General features: G+C 38.3%; 17 protein-coding genes. 15 read left to right on the forward strand and 2 right to left on the reverse strand.

The features are described 5' to 3' along the window. Positions 1 to 8: 8 nt before the first annotated feature. A complete protein-coding gene (locus tag AC1DNH_RS06670) occupies positions 9 to 872 on the reverse strand; it encodes a transglutaminase-like domain-containing protein (RefSeq protein WP_116248731.1) in 864 nt (287 codons plus the stop codon). Between the two features lie 44 nt (positions 873 to 916). Here AC1DNH_RS06670 and AC1DNH_RS06675 point away from each other — a divergent pair, with 44 nt between their 5' ends. The 6 genes from AC1DNH_RS06675 (at position 917) to AC1DNH_RS06700 (ending at position 9535) form a co-directional block, all read left to right on the forward strand. Further along, positions 917 to 1699: an O-methyltransferase gene (locus tag AC1DNH_RS06675; protein ID WP_477625269.1), complete on the forward strand. Its 783-nt coding sequence runs from the start codon at positions 917 to 919 to the stop codon at positions 1697 to 1699. A gap of 4 nt (positions 1700 to 1703) precedes the next feature. Then, positions 1704 to 2375 (forward strand): DUF1345 domain-containing protein, encoded by a 672-nt coding sequence (locus AC1DNH_RS06680; RefSeq protein WP_477625270.1) that lies wholly within the window; start codon positions 1704 to 1706, stop codon positions 2373 to 2375. A 681-nt stretch (positions 2376 to 3056) separates the two neighbouring features. Continuing rightward, a complete protein-coding gene (locus tag AC1DNH_RS06685) occupies positions 3057 to 3425 on the forward strand; it encodes a BlaI/MecI/CopY family transcriptional regulator (RefSeq protein ID WP_477585200.1) in 369 nt (122 codons plus the stop codon). Continuing rightward, the gene (locus AC1DNH_RS06690) at positions 3422 to 4975 is read left to right on the forward strand and encodes an N-acetylmuramoyl-L-alanine amidase (RefSeq protein ID WP_477585199.1); all 1554 of its coding nucleotides are present in this window, start codon (positions 3422 to 3424) and stop codon (positions 4973 to 4975) included. Before AC1DNH_RS06685 ends, AC1DNH_RS06690 begins: the two co-directional genes overlap by 4 nt. 12 nt (positions 4976 to 4987) lie before the next feature. Further along, positions 4988 to 7159 carry a M56 family metallopeptidase gene (locus AC1DNH_RS06695; protein ID WP_477610315.1) on the forward strand — a complete coding sequence of 724 codons (2172 nt, stop codon included), beginning with the start codon at positions 4988 to 4990 and terminating at the stop codon, positions 7157 to 7159. Beyond that, entirely contained in the window at positions 7160 to 9535 is a 2376-nt protein-coding gene (locus AC1DNH_RS06700) for an outer membrane beta-barrel protein (RefSeq protein WP_477579781.1), read from the forward strand. A 243-nt stretch (positions 9536 to 9778) separates the two neighbouring features. Here AC1DNH_RS06700 and AC1DNH_RS06705 read toward each other — a convergent pair whose 3' ends face one another. Continuing rightward, complete coding sequence (locus tag AC1DNH_RS06705) at positions 9779 to 10909, reverse strand: BamA/TamA family outer membrane protein (protein ID WP_477579779.1); 1131 nt, start codon at positions 10907 to 10909, stop codon at positions 9779 to 9781. Positions 10910 to 11730: 821 nt separating this feature from the next. Between AC1DNH_RS06705 and AC1DNH_RS06710 the strand changes: the two genes are divergently transcribed. From AC1DNH_RS06710 to AC1DNH_RS06750, 9 genes are all read left to right on the forward strand, one after another. Continuing rightward, the gene (locus AC1DNH_RS06710; RefSeq protein ID WP_477579777.1) at positions 11731 to 12711 is read left to right on the forward strand and encodes a deoxyhypusine synthase family protein; all 981 of its coding nucleotides are present in this window, start codon (positions 11731 to 11733) and stop codon (positions 12709 to 12711) included. 255 nt (positions 12712 to 12966) lie between these two features. Further along, positions 12967 to 14259, forward strand: a complete 1293-nt coding sequence (locus tag AC1DNH_RS06715) for a c-type cytochrome (protein WP_477579775.1) — start codon at positions 12967 to 12969, stop codon at positions 14257 to 14259. 48 nt (positions 14260 to 14307) lie between these two features. After that, positions 14308 to 17340, forward strand: coding sequence for a TAT-variant-translocated molybdopterin oxidoreductase (locus tag AC1DNH_RS06720; protein WP_477579773.1), 3033 nt, complete (start codon positions 14308 to 14310; stop codon positions 17338 to 17340). A 26-nt stretch (positions 17341 to 17366) separates the two neighbouring features. Continuing rightward, positions 17367 to 18839: an NrfD/PsrC family molybdoenzyme membrane anchor subunit gene (gene nrfD, locus AC1DNH_RS06725; protein WP_029275886.1), complete on the forward strand. Its 1473-nt coding sequence runs from the start codon at positions 17367 to 17369 to the stop codon at positions 18837 to 18839. 2 nt (positions 18840 to 18841) lie between these two features. Then, positions 18842 to 19378 (forward strand): DUF3341 domain-containing protein, encoded by a 537-nt coding sequence (locus AC1DNH_RS06730; protein ID WP_029275887.1) that lies wholly within the window; start codon positions 18842 to 18844, stop codon positions 19376 to 19378. Beyond that, positions 19350 to 19955, forward strand: coding sequence for a c-type cytochrome (locus tag AC1DNH_RS06735; protein ID WP_057931704.1), 606 nt, complete (start codon positions 19350 to 19352; stop codon positions 19953 to 19955). Before AC1DNH_RS06730 ends, AC1DNH_RS06735 begins: the two co-directional genes overlap by 29 nt. A gap of 15 nt (positions 19956 to 19970) precedes the next feature. Further along, positions 19971 to 21194: a quinol:cytochrome C oxidoreductase gene (locus AC1DNH_RS06740; RefSeq protein ID WP_276902113.1), complete on the forward strand. Its 1224-nt coding sequence runs from the start codon at positions 19971 to 19973 to the stop codon at positions 21192 to 21194. Between the two features lie 69 nt (positions 21195 to 21263). After that, the gene (locus AC1DNH_RS06745) at positions 21264 to 22496 is read left to right on the forward strand and encodes a cytochrome c oxidase subunit II (RefSeq protein ID WP_477607807.1); all 1233 of its coding nucleotides are present in this window, start codon (positions 21264 to 21266) and stop codon (positions 22494 to 22496) included. Positions 22497 to 22519: 23 nt separating this feature from the next. After that, positions 22520 to 24400 carry a cytochrome c oxidase subunit I gene (locus AC1DNH_RS06750; RefSeq protein WP_477625271.1) on the forward strand — a complete coding sequence of 627 codons (1881 nt, stop codon included), beginning with the start codon at positions 22520 to 22522 and terminating at the stop codon, positions 24398 to 24400. Positions 24401 to 24445 lie beyond the last annotated feature (45 nt).

Here is a 24445-nt window from a genome sequence, read left to right on the forward strand (position 1 = left end):
CTAGTAAACTATTTTTCGGCAATAATATCTTGAAGTTCGTTCAATTCGGCAACTTTATCGGTAGCCCCTGCATTTTCATAAGCCGAAATCAGGTTTCTGATTACCCGGCGGATAATATCGGTATTGCTGCAAGGCCGGTAATATTCGGGCAGGGCCTCTAAATTAAGCTGGCGAAGAAACTGATCAACATCATGTTTGCCGAAGATATTACCACGGTTAAAAGCATTGATGTAGAAAAGCACACCATATTCAGTTCCTTCCTGTTTGCTATCGTCTATATAACCCAAAATAAAGTGCTGTGGCAAGTTTATTCCATACACAGGCAGGTCTAGTTTCTGTGCCAGGGTAGAATAGATAATGGCCAGCGAAATCTGGTTGCCTTTTTTGCTTTCCAGAACCTGGTTTAAATAAGAATTTTGTGGATCGTGGTGGTTTTTGGTATTGCCACCAAAACCATATTGTTGATACAAAACGTGATTGATCAGTTTTACTTTTTCAACCGAGCTCATTTCATATTGAAGGCCCAACCAGATATCCCTTTTAATTTCTTCCATCTGGTTAATTACCTTTTGCTCATCTAAATCCGGATATTGGTACCGGTTAATAATTAATGCGCCCTGCAATAAATCAAAAGCACCGCTTAAATACCATAAGCTTAAATCTTCTTTAACCGTTTTAAATTGGATCTGATGAACAATATTTTCAATTCGCTCCTGCAACAAGCCATCAAAAGACTGTTCCCAGGCATTTTCTAAAAAATGTACTACTTCGCCGCCATATTCAAGCAGTTTCTTTTCAACATGATGGAACACTTCCTCGTCAGGATCATCCAACAATTTTACTAAAGCACTTATCTCTGCGTTATTTTCCATAAAACATACCTACGTTTGCAGTGTTTAATTACTTTTGCAATATTATGCTATTTCAATTTATTACAGATTACCTTAAACACCGTTTAACAGCAAAAAGCCGACATGGAACGCACTCACCATTCGTGTACAAGCTCGCTGATGAGGTAATTTACGATTTTACCGACAAATCTGAATACAAAAACATAGAAGAACAACGAAAAAAACTTTTTAATGACGATTCGATAATCACTGTTACAGACCTTGGGGCGGGTTCTCACCTCAATAAAAATCGTACAAAAAAGGTAAGTCAGATTGCGAAGAATGCGTTGAAAAGTCCACGCCTGGCCAAACTGATTTACCGGTTGGCGAAAAATACAAATCCTAAAAGTGCTATAGAATTAGGCACTTGCCTTGGCATTACAACGGCTTATCTGGCCACAACAAGTGCTGATACAGAAGTGATTAGCATCGAAGGTTGCCCGCAAACGGCAGAGGTGGCGAGGAAAAATTTCAAGGATCTAAATTTAGAGAATATAGAGCTTCATGTGGGCAATTTTGATTTGATCCTACCCGATATTATTGCCAAACAGCCAAGTTTAGATTTCGTTTACATTGACGGTAACCACCGCAAGGATGCTACCCTGAACTATTTTAACTGGTGTTTGCCTAAAATTAATGAAGATTCACTGTTGATTTTTGACGATATTTATTGGAGCGAAGGCATGAAAGAAGCCTGGGCTGAAATTAAAAACCATCCTGATGTTACCATAACAGTAGATTTGTTCTGGATCGGCTTGGTTTACTTTAAAAAAGGACAGGCAAAAGAACACTTTAAGCTTAAATTTTAAGAAAATGGAAATCGAACCGAAATTAGAAGGTATCCAAAAACGGTCAGCGCTGTTTATTTTGTTGATTAGTCTTTTTTTAGGGATTGCTTTTTATTTGGTTTCGCTTTTTATTAAAATGAGTGTGCTTACACACATTATGCTGGGCTGGGATGCATTTTGTTTGATGCTGATTACCCTCCATTGGTATATGTTTTTTCATACTTCCGCTGCCGAAACACATCTTAAAGCGAAAATGCAGGATGAAACCCGGGGCGAAATTTTTGCCATTGTGTTGGTTTCTACCTTTGCTGGTCTGCTTGCCGTAATTTTGTTGCTGATTAATAAAGATATTGACCCACTCGATTTAGTAGTAGCCATAACAGGTATGTTTTTATCGTGGTTTTTGGTGCATACCACTTTTAGCATGCGTTATGCACATCTTTATTATGGGGATAATAAAAAAGGGCATTCAAATAAAAAAGGAGCAGGACTTGAATTTCCTGGAGATGATGAGCCCGATTTTATCGATTTCGCCTATTTTTCTTTCGTGCTCGGCATGACTTTCCAGGTTTCTGATGTAGAAATTTCAGATCGGAAGATCAGACGGCTTTCCCTTTTACACAGTTTAATCGCCTTTATCTTTAATACCGTAATTGTGGCATTAACCATTAATGCATTGGCTGGTTTAAGCAAATAAGTTTTAGCTAAGGCTTGGAAAACTTACGAAGTTTAGGAAGGCCAAAGCACAGGCGAACTTCGTAAGTTTGGCCTGGTGTGGGCGACACTATAGTAAATTTTAGTATTTTGGAAACGAGCAGTCCAGTTCTTTTGGCGGGCTTCAGTCCCGCTCTCCGTTCCTTCCGGTGAAGAACCGGAACCACTTTGATCGGGTTTAGTTACAAGGGTTAAATGCTTTTGGCCACATGCTAGAAGCAAGCCATTCGGTCATAAACCTGACAAAAGCGAGCATCCCGATTTAAGCACGATTCTTTTATTTTTATTGTGTGCTTGCTTGTTTCACAGGTTTCATCGGGATAAAGCGGATGGCAGGGCTTCATTTGCCAAGAACCACAAGCCGTTTGTTTTCAAATTAAAAATATTAGTGTTTAGGATTTGGAAATGAACAGTCCAGTTCTTTTGGCGGGTTTCAGTCCCGCTCTCCGTTCCTTCGGGTGAAGAACCGGAACCACTTTGATCGGGTTTAGTTATAAGGTTAAATGCTTCTGGCTCCATACCAGAGCAAGCCATTCGTTTTCAAATTAAAATTTACGATAATTTAAGTATTTGTAAATCAGTTATTTAATATTTTAAACTGATTTTTCAGTAATGTAACTTGTTTTTTAGTTGTAAAACTGAAAAATAAGTTATAAGTTTGGGTATGGAAGAATTAACCAAAGCGGAAGAGCGTATTATGCAGGTTTTATGGAAACTGCAAAAGGCATTTGTGAAAGATATTATTGATGAACTGGAAGAAGAACCTAAGCCCCCCTACAATACCATTTCCTCAATTGTTAGGCTTTTAGAGAAGAAAGGCTATGTTAATTATAAGGCCTATGGAAAAACTTACGAATACTTTCCGGCGATTACAAAAGATGAATATGCCAAAACTACCTTTTCGAAATTGTTTTCGGGTTATTTTGATAATTCTCCAACCACCCTTTTATCGTTTATGGTAAAAGAAGAAAAACTAAGTGAAAAGGATATAGAAGAAATTAAAAAAATCATTAACCAAGATCCAAAGTCATGATTTTAATTTACTTATTAAAGGTATCGGCCTGTACCATAATCTTTTTTGCAGCCTATCAGTTTTTACTGGCTAAACTTACGTTTTTCAACCTGAACCGTGCTTATTTATTAATGATGCTGGTGTTGAGTTTTAGTATTCCGGCAGTTACCATCGAAAACCGTCAGGAAGTAATGGTAGCCAGCCAGGAGATTCCGTCAAAAATAGCTTACAGCAACGATGGTTTTGTTGAGCAGGATTTTATAGATGAAGGTAATACTGCCAACACTACCATAAACTGGGATCAAGTGCTCATGTATGGTTACTGCTTGGTTTTAGCCGCCCTTGTTTTTAGAATGTTTTTTATGATGGTACGTATTCAGATTCAATTACGTAAACATGCCATAGACAGAAACGGAGCTGTTATCTTGGTCGATGCGAAATCAACCATAAAAAACTGTTCTTTTTTTAACCAGATTATTGTCGACTCCTCTTTGCAGCACGAAGAAAAGAATCTGGTAATTAAACACGAATACGTTCATGTGAAGCAGTTGCATGCTGTCGACAAACTTTTAGTCAATTTCGTTACTGCTCTCCTTTGGTTTAACCCCATTATTTATTTCTGGCGGAATGCCATCGATCACAATCACGAATTTCTGGCCGACCGTGAAACTTCTAAAGTTGCAGATAAGAAAGTTTATGCTTCCCTGCTCTTAAACCTGGCTATGCCAGCTAAAAATTTAGCCATTAATAGTTTTAGTAAACTTCCACTAAAAAATAGAATCATGATGTTGTATAAAGAACCAAATGCCAAGTTGCAAAAGCTTGCCTATTTAGCCATTGTTCCGGTTTTAATGATCTGCTGTATGGCATTTATAAACCGCAAAGAAATTATTGTTGAGAAAACATTAGCAGGGAACCAGGCTTCGGCAGATGCGCCCATAAAGCCAAATGTTTATGCCATGAGGTATTTAAACAGCAATATTAAGGTTAATCCGAATACTGCTTTTAATGAAGTAGAACCTACATTGGTTATTGATGCCGGCCATGGCGGAAAAGATGGAGCTGTAAGTGCCCTGGATGGACAAAAGGAAAAAGACTTAAACCTAAGGGCGGTAAAAATCCTAAAGGAAGAAGCAGCAAAAAGAGGGATTAAAGTAATATTAACAAGAAATTCTGACCAGTTTATTTCACTTCGCGATCGTTTACCGAAACAAGAGGCTACGGCTTTTATTTCCATCCATCATAATGCAACACTTGCAAATGCCGCTGTACCTTTCGGTGGAATTGAGGTTTATGTTTCGAAACAGAACAGCAATATTAAAACTGCGGAAGATCTGGGGGCTGGTATTTTAAGCAATCTGAAACAGCTTAAAGGGATGGAAGTAAGAGATTCATTAAAAAACGCAAACCTTTTGTTGCTCCGCGAATCTAAAATACCTGCAGTTTTAATTGAACTTGGAAATATTTCGGATAGTAAAACGCTGGAATATATCAATCAGGAAAAAAATATCCGAAGAATCAGCAACCTGATTTTAGATGGATTTGTAGCTTTTTCGAAACGTGGTTGTTAGTAAATTATAGCTATGGAATGGTTAACCTACCTACTCAAAGTTACCGCCTGTACGGTGTTATTCTTTGGCTTCTACCTGCTGGTTTTAAGAAAACTGACTTTCTTTAAAATCAACCGCTTTTATTTGCTGGCTACACTATTGCTTAGTTTTATTATTCCGGCTTTGCAGTTCGAAGTTAAGCGAGAAATAACAATAGTGGAAACTGAGGTTCCGGTTAATATACCTGAAATAAAACCCCTAACTCAAGCACCTGTTCAGCTCATTCAGCCCATTGTGGTGAAGTACCAGCCAGGGGTAGTGCATAAAATCGACTGGATGGCGGTGATGTATTACGTTTATGGTATTACAACTTCACTTTTACTGTTGGTTTGCCTGTGGCGTTTGTTCAGCTTGCTTAAGCATACCAATAGGTACACTAAAAATGGCGATGGCCTAAAGCTGATTACCAAAACAGAAGGTTTTACCAATTGCTCTTTTTTTAACTATGTTTTTATAAATGATGAAGATTTAAGTACAGCCGATTTATCGATTTTGCTCAAACACGAACAGGTTCATGCCAGGCAATACCATTCGATAGATAAAATTGTTTTAATGGTTTTTAAAGCCGTTTTGTGGTTTAATCCTGTTGTTTACTTATATGATAAAGCTTTAGAGCAGATACATGAATATGAGGCAGATGAAATCACTTCTACAGATTTTGGCAATCAGGAATACGCCAACCTCCTGTTAAAATTGACGATCAGCAAAAGTGATGTACCGCTGATCCACAATTTTGTGAAGAGCCCGATTAAAGACCGGATTAAAATGTTGTTCCACGCTAAATCTAAAAACATGAAGAAATTAATGTATTTATTAGCAATACCTGTTGTCATGGGACTGATCTGGTTATTTGCTGTTCAGGTGGTATACGCGCAAAATAAAAAGGAGGAGAGTAAACCTTCAAAAGATTTTTATAAGGGAACTTTGAAGGGAAAAGTGCTGAAAATTGGAAAAACTTCAGTGGGTGGCTATACATTCGATTTATTATCAGAAGGGAAAGTCTATGCGGTAGAAGCCACTGGCTTTAAAGAAAAAATTAAGATTGGCGATGGACTTATAGCCTACATATCGGGTAGGATTGCGAATATGAAGAGAATGAATAAAAGTGGTAAAGTTATCGCAGAAACAGATGGACCAATCTATAATCCGACAAAAGTAACAACCTTAACGGGAAAATTAATTTACGAACCAAAAATAGACAAGCATGCTTTTTTATATGAAGCCAATAAAGCACGTTTTGCTTCCTCTAAAATTAAATCAATTCAAAAAGGTGCCAATGGTAAGATTGAAAAGATTGTTTTGAATGATGGGTTTTTTACCATCAACCTAAACCTTAAAACACAGAACATAAAGGATGACAATTTTAAAGCTGGCGATAAGGTACTGGTTAAATTTATTGGAGAAAAGTTGATTTCAAAAAATACTTATAATACAGATAAAATGATTGTGCTGTATTCTGAACCTAAAAAATATACGATCAAAAATGAAGCGCTTTATAACCGGTTTTATCTTAGCGATGGCAAACAGAAGGTTGCTGCGATGAAAAATGATACAACAAAAGTTGGCGGACCAGTTGAGCCTAAAATCATTTCATTCAAAAAAATAATCGGTGATGTGAAGCATAAAGTTTCTTACATGGAAAATGCGGTTATCGATATTGTGAACTGTAGATTAGAAGCCGAATACGTAGAATTGGATCAACTTAATGGTAAAATGATCGCCAAAAATGCAGTATTAAAAGCCAAAGAAGGTGGATCTGCAACTGCTAAAATAATTGTATTTAATTTGAAAGACGGAAGCTATAGGGCTGAAAATGGAGAGGGTAAGGTTGGATTGAATATACATGATGCTGCGCATGAGAAGGATTTTTTAACAAAGTTGAATGACAAAGTAGAATATGTTGCCAAGGATTCTGTTAAAATGAGTAAGGATAGATCTATCGTATCTCTATTTGGAAATGCAAGGTTGTTCTATAACAAGATAAAGTTGTCAGGTTCTAAAATTGTTTACAATAAAAAAGATAATACAGTGCTTGTTAACGACGCCACCATGACCTCGGGCGATACTAAAGTGAGGGCTGATAGCTTATTTTTTGATATAAAAACAAAAAAAGCCAAATTATACGGTACTGATTTAAACCGTTAGATGTTCCGGTCTATTTTCTTTTTTATTGCTGTTTTTTGTGGCTTCTCTTCCCGGGCACAGTTTAACCTTTCGGGCAAGGTAACGGATAAGGAGTTTAAAACTTTACCCTTTGTTACGGTTAAGATTTCAGCACCTCAAAATAAAGTATTTTATACCCAAACCGATAGTTTAGGCACTTACCAATTCAAATTACCATCGGGGAAATATTCGGTTGTTTTTTCTGCAATCAATTTTAAAGCTGTAAACCAGTCATTTGCCTTAACAGAAGATACTGTAATTAATATTCAACTTCAGGAAAACCCAAACAGGCTTACTGATGTCCAGATCAATGCTAGAAAAGCTTTAATAGAAAAACAGATCGACAGGACCATTTTTAATGTAGAGAATAGCATTTCTGCTGTCGGAACCGATGCATTGGAATTACTTTCGAAAGTGCCTGGCGTGCGGGTTTTGAATGATAGGGTTTCATTGGTGGGCAGGGGTAGTATTAACATTATGATTAACGATAAACTGGTGCCCTTATCGGATGATGAACTGGCGAATTATTTAAAATCAATTCCATCAGGCGTCATTGCCAAGATTGAAGTGATTACCAATCCGCCGGCAAAATATGATGCCCAGGGAAATAATGGCTTGATTAATATTGTATTGAAGAAAGTTACTGCCGAAGGCTTTAGAGGGTCGGTTAATACTGTTTTTTCACAAGCTACTCATCCAACGGCATCAGGAGGTGGGAATTTGAGTTTTCGGAAAAATAAAATTACGCTCTCCTCAAATTTCAATATCAGAAAAGGATCTCTTGTGCCGTTTGAACAAAGTGACGTTTTTTATCCTACACAGAGCTGGAATATTGTAAATAAAGACCGGAATTTTAGAACGGTACCCAGCGGACAGATCGGAATTGATTATCAGGTCTCCCCAAAAACAGTATTGGGTTTATCATATAACGGTGGTTTAACCAACTTCCATTCCGAAGAAAATGTTAAAACCACTGTTTATAGCAAAACAGGTAATTTAGATTCGGTGTTGAATTCTGATGCCAATGCCAAAATCAGGTCTCATTATCATTCGGCCAATATTTATTTAAAACAGGCCTTGGATTCAGCAGGGAAAGAATTGACCATTAACGGCGATTGGTTTAAATACAATGATGATAAAAACAGGCTTTTTAACAATACAAGTTATTCCCAAAATGGAGCGATTATTCCGAATTCTTTTGTCGAATACCTATCAACCAGCAAACAAAATATAGATTTATATACCTTAAAAGTCGATGTAGACTTGCCCTATAAAACCTTTAAGTTATCCTTCGGTACAAAACTGAGCTTTATCAATAACCAGAGTGATCTTGCATTTTACAAAGCCCGTAATGCAATTTACGAATTAGATCTGGGCCAAACCAACCTTTTCAACTATCAGGAAAATACACAGGCCCTCTATGTCAATTATAATAAAACCATAAGGAGTTGGGATTTTCAAGCTGGGCTGCGTGGAGAATATACGCAGATTGATGGCATATCCGTTAATGAACAAAATCGAAATGAGTATTTCCGTCTTTTCCCTACATTTTACATCGCTTATCGTGCAAATGATAAAAGTACTTTTGCGCTTAATTATGGCCGTCGGATCAACCGACCTGCTTACCGTAAACTAAATCCCTTCCGTTGGTACAGCAACCAATATGCTTATACAGAAGGAAACCCTTTTTTGCAACCATCTTATAACGACAACATTGAAATTTCGCATACTTACAATAATGTTTTCACCACGAGACTATCTTTTAGTCATACCACAAACGGCTTTAATGATGTAAATTTTATTGATGCTGGCACTAATATTCAGGCAGCCAAACCTGTTAACTTTATTACAGGGTATCATTATCAGTTCAGCAATGCAGTTACTTTTAATGTGTTGAAATGGTTGGAAAGTATCAATCAGGTTGATGTTTTTTATAATACATCAAATTCCAATATCACGCAAACCCTAAGTAACCTGAATGGATTTGGTGCTTATTTTTCTACATTAAATCAGTTTGTTTTTAACCCATCGAAAACTATTTTAGGCGAGGCGAATTTCTGGTGCCAATTCCCCGCAGTTGATGGCTTGAACAAAAATAAAAGCCAATACAACCTCGATCTGGGTATAAAAACGTTATTATTTAACAAAAAGATACAATTGGCCATTACCGCTACCGATGTTTTAAAAACCAACCAATACCGTTTTAAGAGTTTGATCAATAATATCAGTCAGGAGTACAATAACTATTACGATAACCGCCAACTCAAGATTGCCTTCCGTTATAATTTTGGCAATGAAAAAATTAAACAGCAGGATAGGAAGCCGGGGAACGAAGAGGAGCGGAAGAGGAGTAATTAGGGATGTAGGAGAAAAGGTGCTGGCAAATCGTCATTCCCAACTTGATTGGGAATCGTAATGCCTTAGTAGGGTTTGTAGCTTGCATTAAGATTCCCGCCTGCGCGGGAAAGACGACCATTCGTTGTAATCTGTCATTGGTAACTTGGTTAAAGATCTTTCGACTACGCTCAGGATCACAAAACGAGTAGGTCAACTAATGAACAGGATCATATTACGAAGCCCTCCATCTTGCACACCTTTCGACTAAAACGCTTCTGCTAAACTGATGTAAAACCCGGCCTGGCGTTTTTCATTTGGTAATTTTTCGCCTATTCCATAATCTACCCGAACACTCAAGCCTTTTGCCGGATCGAAAAAGTAGCGACCGCCAAAACCAAAGTTTGGTTTTAGCCCATCGCCGTTAAACTGACCGTTTGCGAATACTTTACCTGTACCCGCAAAAGCTACAATGCCAAAACGGTTCATAAAACGGTAGCGGACTTCGGCTTGTGCCGCCATCAGGTTTTCGTCGCGGTAGCGGCCACTATAGTAACCGCGCATCATCTGGTCGTTGCCTAACTGTTGTAACAGGTAAAATGGGGTGCTTTTGCTTTGGATGGTATAAAAAATGCCCTGTACCCCTAAAACTACTTTTGGTGCCAGACTAAAGAAACCACGGAGATCTAGCTTAATCTGTGAGCCATTAAAACTTTCTCCGCCAAAAAAATCGGGTGCGTATTGATAGGTTGCCCTACCAAAAAAGCCTTTTGTTGGATAATTATTGCTGTTCCGTGTATCGTAACTTTGCGATGCACCGATCCAGGCTACAGATCCACCATCTTTATCCAAAATCTGTGGGTTGGTGGTAAAAATGCCTCCGGCTTCCTTGTCGATAAAATGGTAATTCTCAAAACCTAGCGAAACACCTGTATAAGCCTTCGGTAAGGTGTTCATTTCCGCATCGAAAAGTGTTTTAAATACCCGTTGGTCTAGTTTATCTTCATTTGCCTTTATTGCATTGTTGCCAATACCATAAAAATTAAATGGCTGGTTTTTGAAACGGATATCACCGATAAAATGATATTTATTTCCTTTCGTCCAGGCATCGCCTTTAAGCATAAAATTAGCTGTCTTTTTGGTAGAATAGGTTGTGTTCAAGGCGAAGTTGGAACTGCGGTTCAACGTATCTTTACGGTCTATGTAAAATGAATAAATGGCACCAACACCAAATTCAAACCCTGTTTCCTGACTATAACCAAAAGCTGGTAGAGGTAAAAAGCTTGCTTTACGGGTAGTATCTTTTTCGTTTGAGAGCATCTTTTTGATCAGTTTCATCTGTCCAAACGAACTTCCTGAAATGAGCGCAAGTAAAATAATTAGATAATATTTTTTCATTGCCACAAAGAAAAGGAAATTTAGTTATAGTTCATTCGTTCATTGGTCATTTGTTCATTGGTGACCGCAAACTGCCAATTATTGGTTAATCGGTTAATTGTTTAAAATGGTTAACTGGTCGCGGATATCTTGTAATTAATGTTACTTCAAGTGCTTTTCAAAAAAAGATCCTTCGACTACGCTCAGGATGACAATCGCGAGGGAAATCGGTTAATTGTTCAGTTAACCAATTTGGAGAGAATTCTTCTATTAGCGGTTATTTTATTGTTTTTTTGAAAGCAGATACAGTAGCATTTAGGGGCGAACAGTCCCGCCCCCGCTTCTGCTCCAATGAAACCTGTGAAACAAGCAAGCGCACAATAAAAAACAAAACAGACAAGTTCTTAAATTGGGAGCATCCCGCTACGGTCGGGTTTAGGTGGCGTGGCTTGCCGTACTATTTGGGGTTGCGAGAAGTCATACAGATCTGTGTTTTGTAGCTATGGGTTGGGACAAACTTTAATAATTGTAAGATTTAGGCCACCTAAACCGGATTATAGGGAAAAGCCCACAGGTGAGGTATCCCGATTCATCGGGACGGACTTGTACCGGAAAGCCGGACTACCTTTAATAGGGGCTAAGCAACTGCTTTTCAAAAAAGATCCTTCGACTACGCTCAGGATGACAATCGCGAGGGAAATGCGCTTTATGATTTTAACCGACTTTGGACTGAAAACTATGGACTTGGGACTAATTTAACGCTAAACGCCATGCCCCAAGCGTAAAACGCTTTTACCTTTCGGCCTAAATACCTATTTTTGCGGCAAACAATACAAAACGAAATGAGCAATACAAGAGGACCAATATCTCAGTTTATGGAGCGTAATTACCTCCATTTTAATGCTGCGGCAATGATGGATGCGGCTAAAGGATACGAAATGCATTTAGATGAAGGTGGTAAAATGATGATCACACTTGCTGGTGCAATGAGTACTGCAGAATTGGGAATTTCACTTGCAGAAATGATCCGCCAGGATAAAGTGGCTATTATTTCTTGTACTGGTGCAAACCTTGAAGAAGATATTATGAACCTGGTAGCACATTCACATTATAAACGTGTACCAAACTATCGCGATTTAAGTCCGCAGGATGAATGGGACCTTTTAGAAAACCATTACAACCGTGTTACCGATACCTGTATCCCTGAAGAAGAGGCTTTCCGCCGTTTACAAAAACACATCCAAAAAATCTGGATGGATGCCGAAGCTGCAGGTGAGCGTTATTTTCCGCATGAATTTATGTATAAAATGCTTTTAAGCGGAGATTTAGAACAATACTATGAAATTGATCCTAAAAATTCATGGATGCTTGCTGCGGCTGAAAAGAATTTGCCAATTGTAGTTCCGGGATGGGAAGATTCTACCATGGGAAACATTTTTGCATCGTATGTGATGAAAAAAGAACTTACCGCAACTACTGTAAAAGGTGGTATTGAATATATGGGTTGGTTGGCCGACTGGTATATTGCAAACAGCGGAGGCAAAGGAATTGGTTTCTTCCAGATTGGTGGCGGTATAGCCGGCGATTTTCCTATTTGTGTAGTGCCAATGCTTTATCAGGATATGGAAATGGAAAATATTCCTTTCTGGAGTTATTTCTGCCAGATTTCAGATTCGACCACTTCTTATGGCTCATATTCTGGTGCTGTACCGAACGAAAAGATTACCTGGGGTAAATTAGATATCCACACCCCAAAATTTATTGTAGAAAGTGACGCAACAATTGTAGCACCGTTAATGTTTGCCTGGATATTAAAACAATAATCATTAAAAATAAATAAACCAAATTGGTTTCTAGTATGCCCATTGAAGATAACATATCAAAAATGGGCATTTTTATTGCCTGAATGGCTTGAAATGACATTTGTTTAGAATGATTATAAATTGTATTTCCAGTCACTATTATGTCATGGGATTTATTAATAAGTTATACTTTTGTTCAAGTTTTGGTGGGGCTACCCCTAGTTCAGCATCAATTTCACAACAAAAAGTAAATTAAATAAGTATAAAGTGTTCATTATGAGAGATATCTCGATGATTTTAAAAAGCGTTTGGAAGTCGTTATTCGTATTTTCAGCAATTTCCGTAATAGCGGTTTCTACCGTAAATGCGCAGGATGCTAAAGAAGGAAGAACGCTTTTCAAAGCAAAATGTTCTTCGTGCCATGCGTTAGATCACAAAGTTATTGGTCCGGCATTAGAAGGAGTAAGCGATCGTCACCCTGAAGCGTTCCTGTTAAAATGGATTCCGAACAACGCGGCTATGATTGCTGCCGGAGATCCTGCAGCTGTTAAATTGTTTAACGATAACGGTAAAGTAGCAATGACTACCTTCCCTGAGTTAGATGATGCAAAAGTAAAAGATATCTTAGCGTACATTAAAGAAGGCGAGCCAAAAGCCGCTACTCCGGCAGGTGGTGTTGCAGTAAAAGACGAATCTACTTCAGGTTTATCAATTGCAGGTATTGTGGCTATCGTTGTATTGGCGATTGTTATTTTAGTAATCTTAGGCCGTGCTTCTAAATTGTTAGAACGCCTGATTTTACAAAAACAAGGTATCGAGATTGAAGAAGATGTGCCATTAAAGGTAGGTGTGCGCAAGATGTTCAAAAACAAGAAATTTGTAATGTTCTTTATCTTGTGTTTAATCATCTGTTTAGGTTCATTCGGTTGGATGGGCATGTGGAATACTGGTGTTCATACCGGTTACCAACCAGTTCAGCCAATTAAATTCTCTCACGAGTTGCACGCGGGTATCAATCAGATCGATTGTCAGTATTGCCACAATGGAGCATTTAAATCTAAAAATGCAACTATTCCATCATTAAACGTTTGTATGAACTGCCATAAAGCTGTTCAGGCGAGAGATAAATATGATGGTGAGATTTCTCCTGAGATCAAAAAAATCTACAATGCTTTAGGTTACGATCCTGAAACACAGAAATATGATGAAGGTAAAGCTAAACCAATGGAGTGGGTACGTGTACACAACCTTCCTGATTTTGCTTACTTCAATCACTCTCAACACGTAGTTGTTGCAGAAGATGCAATCCGTAAAGCAAAAGGATTACAACCAACAGAACCTGTATGTTTCGCTTGTCACGGTCCTGTTAATACAATGGAAGAAATTTACCAATATTCTCCATTAACCATGAAATGGTGTATTAACTGCCATAAGGAAACAGATATTTCTGGTCAGAAAAATAATGCTTTCTACGCTAAGGTTATCGAAGCGCACGAGAAGATTAAAAAAGGCGAGAAAATTACACCAGCGTTATTGGGTGGTTTAGAGTGTGGTAAATGCCACTATTAATAGATAGAGTTTAGTAAGAACGTTCGAATAAACAGTAATATAGCTTAAATGGAAAGCAACAAAAAATACTGGAAAGGCTTAGAGGAGTATAACAATACACCCGATTTTGTTAAGAATAGCAAAAACGAATTCGCCGAGCCACTTCCAATAGAAGATGTTTTAAATGAAGCAGGGTTAAGTACCGTTACCCCACGCCGCGACTTTTTAAAGGCGTTAGGTTTTGGTTTAGGTGCCGTTACATTAGCTGCCTGCCAAAGTACACCGTTAAAAAAATCTATCCCTTATTTGGTAAAACCTGAAGAGGTTACTCCAGGTATTCCTAACTATTATACGTCTAGCTTTAATGGCCAGAGTATTTTGGTTAAAACAAGGGAAGGTCGGCCGATTAAAATTGAACCAAATCTAAATGCGGGTCAATTTAACTGCGGTACGGATGCGAGAGCGCAAGCTTCGGTTTTAGATTTATATGATGTATCTAAACTAAAAGCGCCAGCTTTAGTAAAAGATGGAAAAGTTGAAGAAACTACCTGGGCAAAAATCGACAGCTTTGTAAAAGGCGAGTTGGCAAAAGCACAGGCGGGTGGAAAGAAAATCCGTGTTGTAGCATCAACCGTAAACAGCCCATCAACTAATGCAGTTATTGCGCAGTTTATTGCAAAATATCCTGCTGCTAAATTGGTTCAGTACGATGCGGTTTCTTATACTGGTATTATCCAGGCTAACCAAAACAGTTTCGGTAAAGCAGTTTTACCTAAATACAACTTTGATAAGGCCGATTTAATTGTAAGTTTCAGTGCCGATTTCTTAGGTACCTGGATTAGCGGAGAAGAGTTTACTGCTCAGTATACTGCTAACCGTAACTACAAATCGTTAGAAAATAAAAAAATGAGCCGCCACATTCAGTTCGAAAGTGGAATGAGCTTAACAGGTACCAATGCAGATACCCGTGTTCCGGTTAAATTATCGGAAGAAGGACCTGCTTTAATTGCCTTATACAATGCAATTACCGGTAGTGCTTTACCTGGCGGAACGTTAGGTAACAACACCACTGCCGATAAAGTAATTAAATTGGTAGCTAAAGAATTAGTACAAGCTAAAGGTAAAGGCCTTGTAGTTTGTGGTTCGAACGATGTTTCTACTCAGATTTTAGTAAATGCCATTAACGCCGCTATCGGAAGTTATGGTACTACTATCGATTTGGATAACCCTTGTTATTTATATGCAGGTAACGATGCCGAATTCAATGGCTTAGTTGCTGAAATGAACCGCGGCGAAGTTGGTGCTGTTTTATTCTTAAACAGTAACCCAGTTTACGATGCTGCAAATGCCAAAGCATTTACTGATGCATTAGCTAAGGTTCCTGCTAAAATTTCATTCTCTGATCGTGCTGATGAAACTGCAACCGCTTGTGATGCCATTGCAATTAACCATAACTATTTAGAATCATGGGGTGATGCAAACGCTTACGAAGGATATTATTCTATCGTTCAGCCAACTATCAACCCTGTTTTCAATAGCCGCCAGGCTGAAGAAAGTTTATTAACCTGGGCTGATGCTCCGGTTAAAGATTACTATCAGTTTGTACGCAGCAACTGGGAAGCTAAAATGTTACCAGCTGTTGGTTTGAAATGGGAAGAAGTTTTAGAAAAAGGAGTGGTTACTGCAACAGCAAAAACCGCTGGAGTATATTCATTCACACAATCTTTAGCACAAGTTGCTACTTCAATTGCGAATAGCAGCAAAGCTTTAGCTAAAGAAGTAGAATTACAGGTTTACGAAAGCATCCCGATGCGTGATGGTAAAAATGCAAACAACGCATTCTTACAAGAGTTACCTGATCCGGTTTCTAAAGTAACCTGGGATAACTATGTTGCACTTGCACCTAAGTTTGCCGAGAAATTAAAGGTTAAAGAATTTGATGTTGTAACGGTTAAAGCGAGCAACGGATATTCAGTAGATCTTCCGGTATTGATCCAGCCAGGGCAAGCACAAGGAACTGCATCTATCGCATTAGGTTATGGCCGTACCAAAGTTGGTAAAGCTGGTAACGATGTGGGTAAAAATGCTTTCCCTTTTGTTTCTTTTGTAAATGGAACTTTCCAATATGCTACTTCGGTAACCATTACCCCAACAGGCGGTTATTACGAATTGGCTCAAACACAAACTCACCACTCTTTCGAGGGCCGAGCAGTGATTAAAGAAGCTACTTTTGCGGCGTACTTAAAAAATCCTGGAGCTGGTAACGAAAAAGGCGAGCATAAAGATTACGATCTTTGGGATCAATACGAAAAACCAGGTAACAACTGGGTTATGGCAATCGATTTGAATGCTTGTACAGGTTGTGGTTCTTGTATTGTTGCCTGTAACGTAGAAAACAACATTCCTGTTGTAGGCCGTGATGAGGTTCGCCGTCGTCGTGAAATGCACTGGATCCGTATCGATCGTTATTATAGCTACGAAACTGCAGCTGGTGATGTAACCAGAGAGAAAGAAATTGCTAAGTTAGAAGACTTAGATCATGTTTCTGTGGTTCACCAGCCAATGTTATGCCAACACTGTGATCATGCACCTTGCGAAACAGTTTGTCCGGTATTGGCAACTGTACACTCAAGTGATGGTTTAAACCACATGGCTTATAACCGTTGCGTAGGTACACGTTACTGTGCGAATAACTGTCCGTATAAAGTACGTCGTTTCAACTGGTTTAACTACTGGAACGATTCACGTTTCGATAACTATTTAAATAACGAGTTTACCCAATTAGTTTTAAACCCTGATGTAACTACACGTTCGAGAGGGGTAATGGAAAAATGCTCTATGTGTATTCAACGTATACAAGGTGGCAAATTACAAGCTAAACTGGAGAAACGTCCATTAAAAGATGGCGATATTAAAATGGCTTGTCAGGAAGCTTGTTCAGCAAATGCGATTGTATTTGGTGATGCAAATGATCCAAATTCAGAGGTTTCAAAAGCATTACGTTCTGAGCGTATCTACTACGTATTAGAAGAGATCAATGTGAAACCGGGTATCGGATACATGACAAAAATTAGAAACACAGATACAACAGTACAAGCGTAAGCTTTAGTATAAAGAAAATACAAATTATGTCAGGACATAACGAATCAATACTTAGAGAACCATTAATTACCGGAGATAACATCACGTATGCAAAAATTACGGATGATATTTTAGGCCCGGTAGAAAACAAGCCAAATAAAGCTTGGTGGATTGGTTTTACCTTTGCTTCATTAGGCGCTTTACTTTGGGTGGTTGCAGTGAGCTACACCTTCTGGAACGGTATCGGAGCTTGGGGTTTAAATAAAACAGTAGGTTGGGCTTGGGATATCACCGGTTTTGTGTGGTGGGTAGGTATCGGTCACGCTGGAACACTAATTTCGGCAGTACTATTACTTTTCCGTCAGAACTGGCGTAACTCCATCAACCGTTCTGCAGAGGCGATGACGATCTTTGCGGTTATTTGTGCAGCAACTTACGTTGTATCACACATGGGCCGCCCTTGGTTGGCATACTGGGTTTTACCTTTACCAAACCAGTTCGGGTCACTTTGGGTAAACTTTAACTCACCATTGGTATGGGATATGTTTGCAATCTCTACTTACTTCTCGGTATCATTATTATTCTGGTACACGGGTTTATTACCAGATATTGCTACCATCCGCGACCGTGCAGTAGGCACACGTAGAAAAATCTATTCTATCTTCTCTTTTGGATGGAGTGGAAGTGTTAAAACATGGCAGCGTTTCGAAGCGGTGTCGTTAATCTTAGCAGGTATTTCCACACCACTTGTACTTTCGGTACACACGATTGTATCAATGGACTTTGCAACATCGGTAATTCCAGGATGGCACACCACGATCTTCCCTCCATATTTCGTAGCAGGGGCGATCTTCTCAGGTTTTGCGATGGTATTAACCTTATTATTGGTTGCACGTAAAGTATTAGGCTTAGAGAACTACATCACCATGTTCCACATCGAGTCGATGAATAAAATCATCATCTTAACCGGATCTATCGTAGGTGTGGCTTATTTAACAGAGTTTTTCATCGCCTGGTATTCGGGTTCTGAATATGAGCAATATGCTTTCATTAACAGATCTACTGGTCCTTACTGGTGGGCATACTGGATGATGATGACTTGTAACGTAATCTCACCACAACTATTATGGTTCAAGAAAATCCGTTTAAGCATCCGTGCTACCTGGATCTTATCTATCGTAGTAAACATCGGTATGTGGTTTGAGCGTTTCGTAATTATTGTTACTTCATTACACCGCGATTATATTCCATCAAGTTGGGCGATGTTTTATCCAACATGGGTTGATATCAGTGTATTCGTAGGTTCAATTGGTTTGTTCTTTACTTTATTCTTATTATTCTTAAGAGTATTACCATCAATCGCTATAGCAGAGGTTAAATTATTATTAAAAACTGCAAGTGAGCAAGCCAAAATGAAACAGATTAAAGAAGGGCATGAGAATAAAGAATACGTTGCAGAATACGTAGAGTCTTTAGAAAAATTTGATAGTGTTAAACAAGAAGATTACGCAAAAATATAACAATGAGTGATATCAAATATATTTTAGGCAGTTTTGGCGATCCTGACGAAATGATGCACGGCATCGAAAAGCTTCAGGAAAATAACATCAGCATTCATGATGTATATACACCGATGCCTATACACGGAATAGAAGCCAAATTAGGAATTAAAAGATCTAGAATCGATATCGCGGCATTTTGCTTTGGTATTACCGGTACTTGCTGTGCATTCGCTTTGATTTATTTCTGCGCAGTAATCGATTGGAGAGTAAACATAGGTGGTAAACCATCATTTGCATTACCGGATTTTATTCCGATAATGTTCGAGCTTACAGTATTATTCTGTGCTTTCGGTATGGTGTTAACTTATTATGCATCTACTCACTTATTTCCGGGAAGAGCACCAAGAGTGATGGATTTACGTGCTACTGATGATCGTTTTGTTATTGCAGTTGATGCAAAAGACAATGTAGAACATACTGTAATTGATGGATTATTAAAAGATGCAGGTGCTTTAGAAATAAAGTATAATGAAAGGAAGTACATTAGCTATGAATAAGAATAAATTTGTTTACACGGCGTTTTTAGCTATCGCTTTTGCAGCTACCTTTTCTGCTTGTAAAGATAAACGCAGTACTGGCTTAGAATATGCCAGAAACATGTATGATCCGATTGCTTACAATCCAGATCAACCAAACAAAAATTTTAAAGATGGTAAAACAGCTCAGTTGCCACCTGCACATACTAAACCAGTAGGTTTTACTGAATATGATGAGTATCCCAATACAAAAGAAGGATATGAAGCAGCAGGTGTGAGTATGGTTAACCCTTTACCAGTAGATACAGTTAATTTAGCTCAGGGTAAACACTTATTTACCGTTTTCTGTAGCCCTTGCCACGGAGAAAAAGGCGATGGACAAGGACACTTAGTTAAAATTGAGAAATTTAGTGGTGTACCTGCTTATCAAACAGGCGCATCGTCTAGAGGTGGTAACATGGTTGATCTTACTGCAGGTAAAATTTACCACACCATTACATACGGTGTAAATAACATGGGCTCGCATGCTTCGCAAATCTCACCAACAGATCGTTGGAAAGTGGTGATGTATGTTCAACAATTACAAAAAGGACAATAGTAAAGCAGAATATAAATGGGAACTCACAATATTAATTTTAGTGAACAGTTTGAGTTTACAGGTAAAGTAAAAACCTTAAGCATTGTTGGTATCGTTATCGGTATTGCGGCTGTATTGTTCGGTTTCTTAGCCGGCGATAAAGTAATGCACGAGCGTACTTTTGCTAACCTGTTGCTTATGGCATATTACTTTGCATGCGTTTGTATGTCGGGTACATTTTTCCTGGCTGTTCAATATGTAGCTCAAGCAGGTTGGTCTGCATCAATTTTACGTGTACCACAAGCTATGGCAAAAACATTGCCTATTGCAGCTGTAATACTTGTTGTAGTAATTTCGGCAGGTTTATATACACATAATCTATATCACCACTGGCATGCTGATGGATTAACTGATCCAAACAGCCCTAACTACGATTCTTTGATCGCTGGTAAGTCGGTGTTCTTAAATGTACCTTTTTTCTTAGGCCGCCAAGTGGTGTTCTTGGGTATATATAGTATATTTTCGATCATGTTTGTTAAGTTTTCTTACAATGAAGATTTAGCAGGTGGTTTAAATTCTTACAGAAAAAGCTTTAAAAATGCTTGTATCTTCTTGGTAATTTACGGTTTTACAACGCCAATTTTTGCTTTCGATACTGTAATGTCATTAGAGGCGCACTGGTTCTCAACCATGTTCGGTTGGTATAACTTCGCCGCTATGTGGGTAAGCAGTTTAGCTACTATCGCCATTATCCTTATCTTATTAAGAAGAGCTGGTTATATGCAATGGGTTAACAATAGCCACTTACACAATTTAGGTCAGTTTATTTTCGGTTTCTCTATCTTCTGGACTTACGTATGGTTTGCTCAATTCTTATTGATCTACTATGCAAACATGCCTGAAGAGACTGTATATTTCTACAAACGCTTTGAATATTACAAGTTCTGGTTTTTCTTAAACCTGGCCATGAACTTCTTAGCGCCAGTATTATTATTAATGGACAGAGATAACAAAAGAACAGATGCAAAATTATTGTTCGTTTCTATTGTGGTACTTTTAGGTCACTGGGTAGATTACTACCAAATGATTATGCCAGGAGCGGTAGAAGAAGGACATAATGGTTTTGGGATCATTGAAATTGGTACTGCAATAGGTTTCGTAGGATTGTTTACCTTTACGGTTTTAACATCATTAAGCAAAAAACCGTTAATTGCAAAGAACCACCCATTATTACAAGAAAGTTTGCATCATCAACTGTAGTGGTGATAGGATAAAGCAAATATTTAATTATTATTATAATTAGCAGTACAGCGTACTACTTTTAAGAAAATGAGTTTAAGAAAGTTTATAACGAATAAAACGACCGCAGCTTTAGCAGTATTGATTACTGTTTTTGCAAACACTAGCGTATTTGCGCAAGATGCAGCAGCAGGTGCTGCCGCGGCACCGAAAGTTGATATGGGTGAGGTTTATAAATCGGTAATATTTTATATTCTGGTTTTCCTTGCCGTATGCTTATTCATTGCAATTATTGGTAAAGCAATAAGAGTATATGAATTAAGCCGCGAAGCACAAGGTAAATCTGTTGGCATTAACTGGAACAGGGTACACGCAAGTTTATTTGCGCTGTTCTTGGTGTTAGGTTTATATGGTGTATATTGGGAATATACTGTGCATGGCGCCATGTTACTTCCAGCTGCAGCATCTGAGCACGGAAAGAAAATTGATGATATGTTTAATTTAACATTAATCATCACCACAATCGTATTTGTGGTTACACACATCTTGTTATTCGGATTTTCTTACATCTATAAATACTCAGCCAAAAGAAAAGCTTACTATTATCCACATAATAATACAATCGAAAAAATCTGGACAATCGTTCCGGCTTTAGTATTAACTGTTTTGGTATTAATGGGTTTCTTAACCTGGAGATCTATTTTCTTCAAAGTTGAAGATCCAAACAACAAACCATTACAGATAGAAGTTACTTCTGAGCAGTTTAAATGGTCTATCCGTTATCCTGGAGCTGATGGTGTAGTTGGTAATAAAAATTACAAGTTAACTACAGCTACCAACCCATTGGGTATCGATTTTAAAGATTTAAACTCTCGTGATGATGAGATGGCTGATGAGATGGTGCTTCCGGTTGGAAAACCTGTAAAGCTGATCTTAACCAGTAAAGATGTAATTCACAGTTTTTATATGCCTCATTTTAGAGTACAGTTAAACACTGTACCGGGTATGAGAACCATTTTTGAGTTTACGCCTACTAAAACTACTGCTGAGATGCAGCAAGAAACCAACGATCCTAACTTTAAGTACCTTTTCTTATGTGCTAAAATCTGTGGGTCAGGTCACTACAACATGCAAAAAGTTGTGCGGGTGGTTTCTGAAGCTGAATACAAAACTTGGATAGCAGAACAGAAAACATACTTAAACGACGATTTAAGAAAACAATTTAATTTGCCAGTGGCACCTGCGCCTGTAAAATCAGTAGCAGATTCAGCAGCAACAGATTCTACAGCTGCGAAAACTAACCAAATGGCTTTAAATAAATAATATTAAGCAGGAGCGAACGAATTATGTCAACAATAGCATTACACGACGAACACAATCACGATCACGCTGATCATGGGCATCATAAAGAGACTTTGATTTCAAAGTATATCTTTAGTATGGATCATAAAATGATTGCTAAGCAATTTTTAATTACCGGTATCATTATGGCGGTAATAGCAATGGGCTTATCAATTTTATTCCGTATTCAATTGGCCTGGCCAGATCAAAACTTCCCTTTCTTAGAAACATTTTTAGGTAAATGGGCAGAAGGTGGTCGTATTAAACCCGATTTTTACCTTGCACTGGTAACCATTCACGGTACCATCATGGTATTCTTTGTTCTAACGGCAGGTTTAAGTGGTACATTTAGTAACTTACTTATTCCACTTCAAATTGGGGCAAGAGATATGGCTTCGCCATTTTTGAACATGCTTTCATACTGGTTCTTCTTTACCGCTTGTGTGGTGATGATGTCATCATTCTTTATCCAAACAGGACCTGCATCTGGTGGTTGGACGGTTTATCCGCCACTATCGGTAGTTGCTAAAGCAATGCCAGGATCTGGAATGGGTATGACTTTGTGGTTAATCAGTATGGTACTTTTCGTAGCATCATCTTTAATGGGTGGTATCAACTACGTAAGTACAATTTTAAACATGCGTACTAAAGGTATGGACCTTTGGAAAATGCCATTAACCATTTGGGCTTTCTTTTTGACCGCTATTTTAGGTATCTTATCTTTCCCTGTTCTTGTAGCTGGGGTAGTATTAATGGTATTCGACCGTAGTTTTGGAACAAGTTTCTACTTGTCTGATATCGTAATGGGTACAGATATTTTACCAAATGAAGGTGGTTCTCCAATTTTATGGCAACACTTATTCTGGTTCTTAGGTCACCCTGAGGTATATATTGTAATTATGCCGGCATTGGGTATCTCATCTGAAGTTATCTCAGTAAACTCACGTAAACCAATCTTTGGTTACCATGCGATGGTTTACTCTTTAATTGGTATTACCGTATTATCGTTCATCGTATGGGGTCACCATATGTTTGTAACCGGTATGAATCCATTGTTGGGTGGTGTGTTTATGATTACGACATTGATTATTGCAGTACCATCGGCAGTAAAAACCTTTAACTACTTAGCTACATTATGGCGCGGTAACATCCGTTTCACGCCAGCAATGTTATTTGCTATCGGTTTAGTTTCATTCTTTATCTCTGGTGGTTTAACCGGTATCTTCTTAGGAAATGCTTCATTAGATATTAACTTACACGATACATACTTTGTTGTTGCCCACTTCCACTTGGTAATGGGATCTGCAGCAATCTTTGGTATGCTTGCAGGTGTGTATCACTGGTTCCCTAAAATGTTTGGTAGAATGATGAATGCTAAATTAGGATATTTACACTTCTGGTTAACTTTCATTGCAGCTTACCTGGTATTCTTCCCGCTTCACTTCTTAGGTTTAGATGGTGTACCTCGTCGTTACTATGCATTTACCGAGTTTGAATTTATGAAGAAATGGTTAACGGTTAACGTATTTGTAACATGGGCAGCTATTATGGCAGCACTAGCTCAGGTAGCGTTCTTGTTCAACTTCTTTTATTCAATCTTTAAAGGAAAAGTATCTCCTCAAAATCCTTGGGAATCGAATACATTAGAATGGACTGCGCCTGTTGAGCACCTACACGGTAACTGGCCAGGTGAAATCCCAACAGTTTACAGATGGCCATATGATTATAGCAAACCAGGACATCACGAAGATTTTATTCCTCAAACAGTTCCTTTCTCTCAAACCATGAGCTCTAACTTACCTCACGATTTTGAAGGAAATGCAGAAGCAGAAAAAATACAACAAGATTGGGAATTGGCTAACCCTGTTGAAGAAAGCAAGGGCTAGTTTAAACTTAAAATAAAATTTTAAAAGGGGTATCTGATTAAGTTT

The organism is Pedobacter sp. 01N310 (assembly GCF_056399805.1).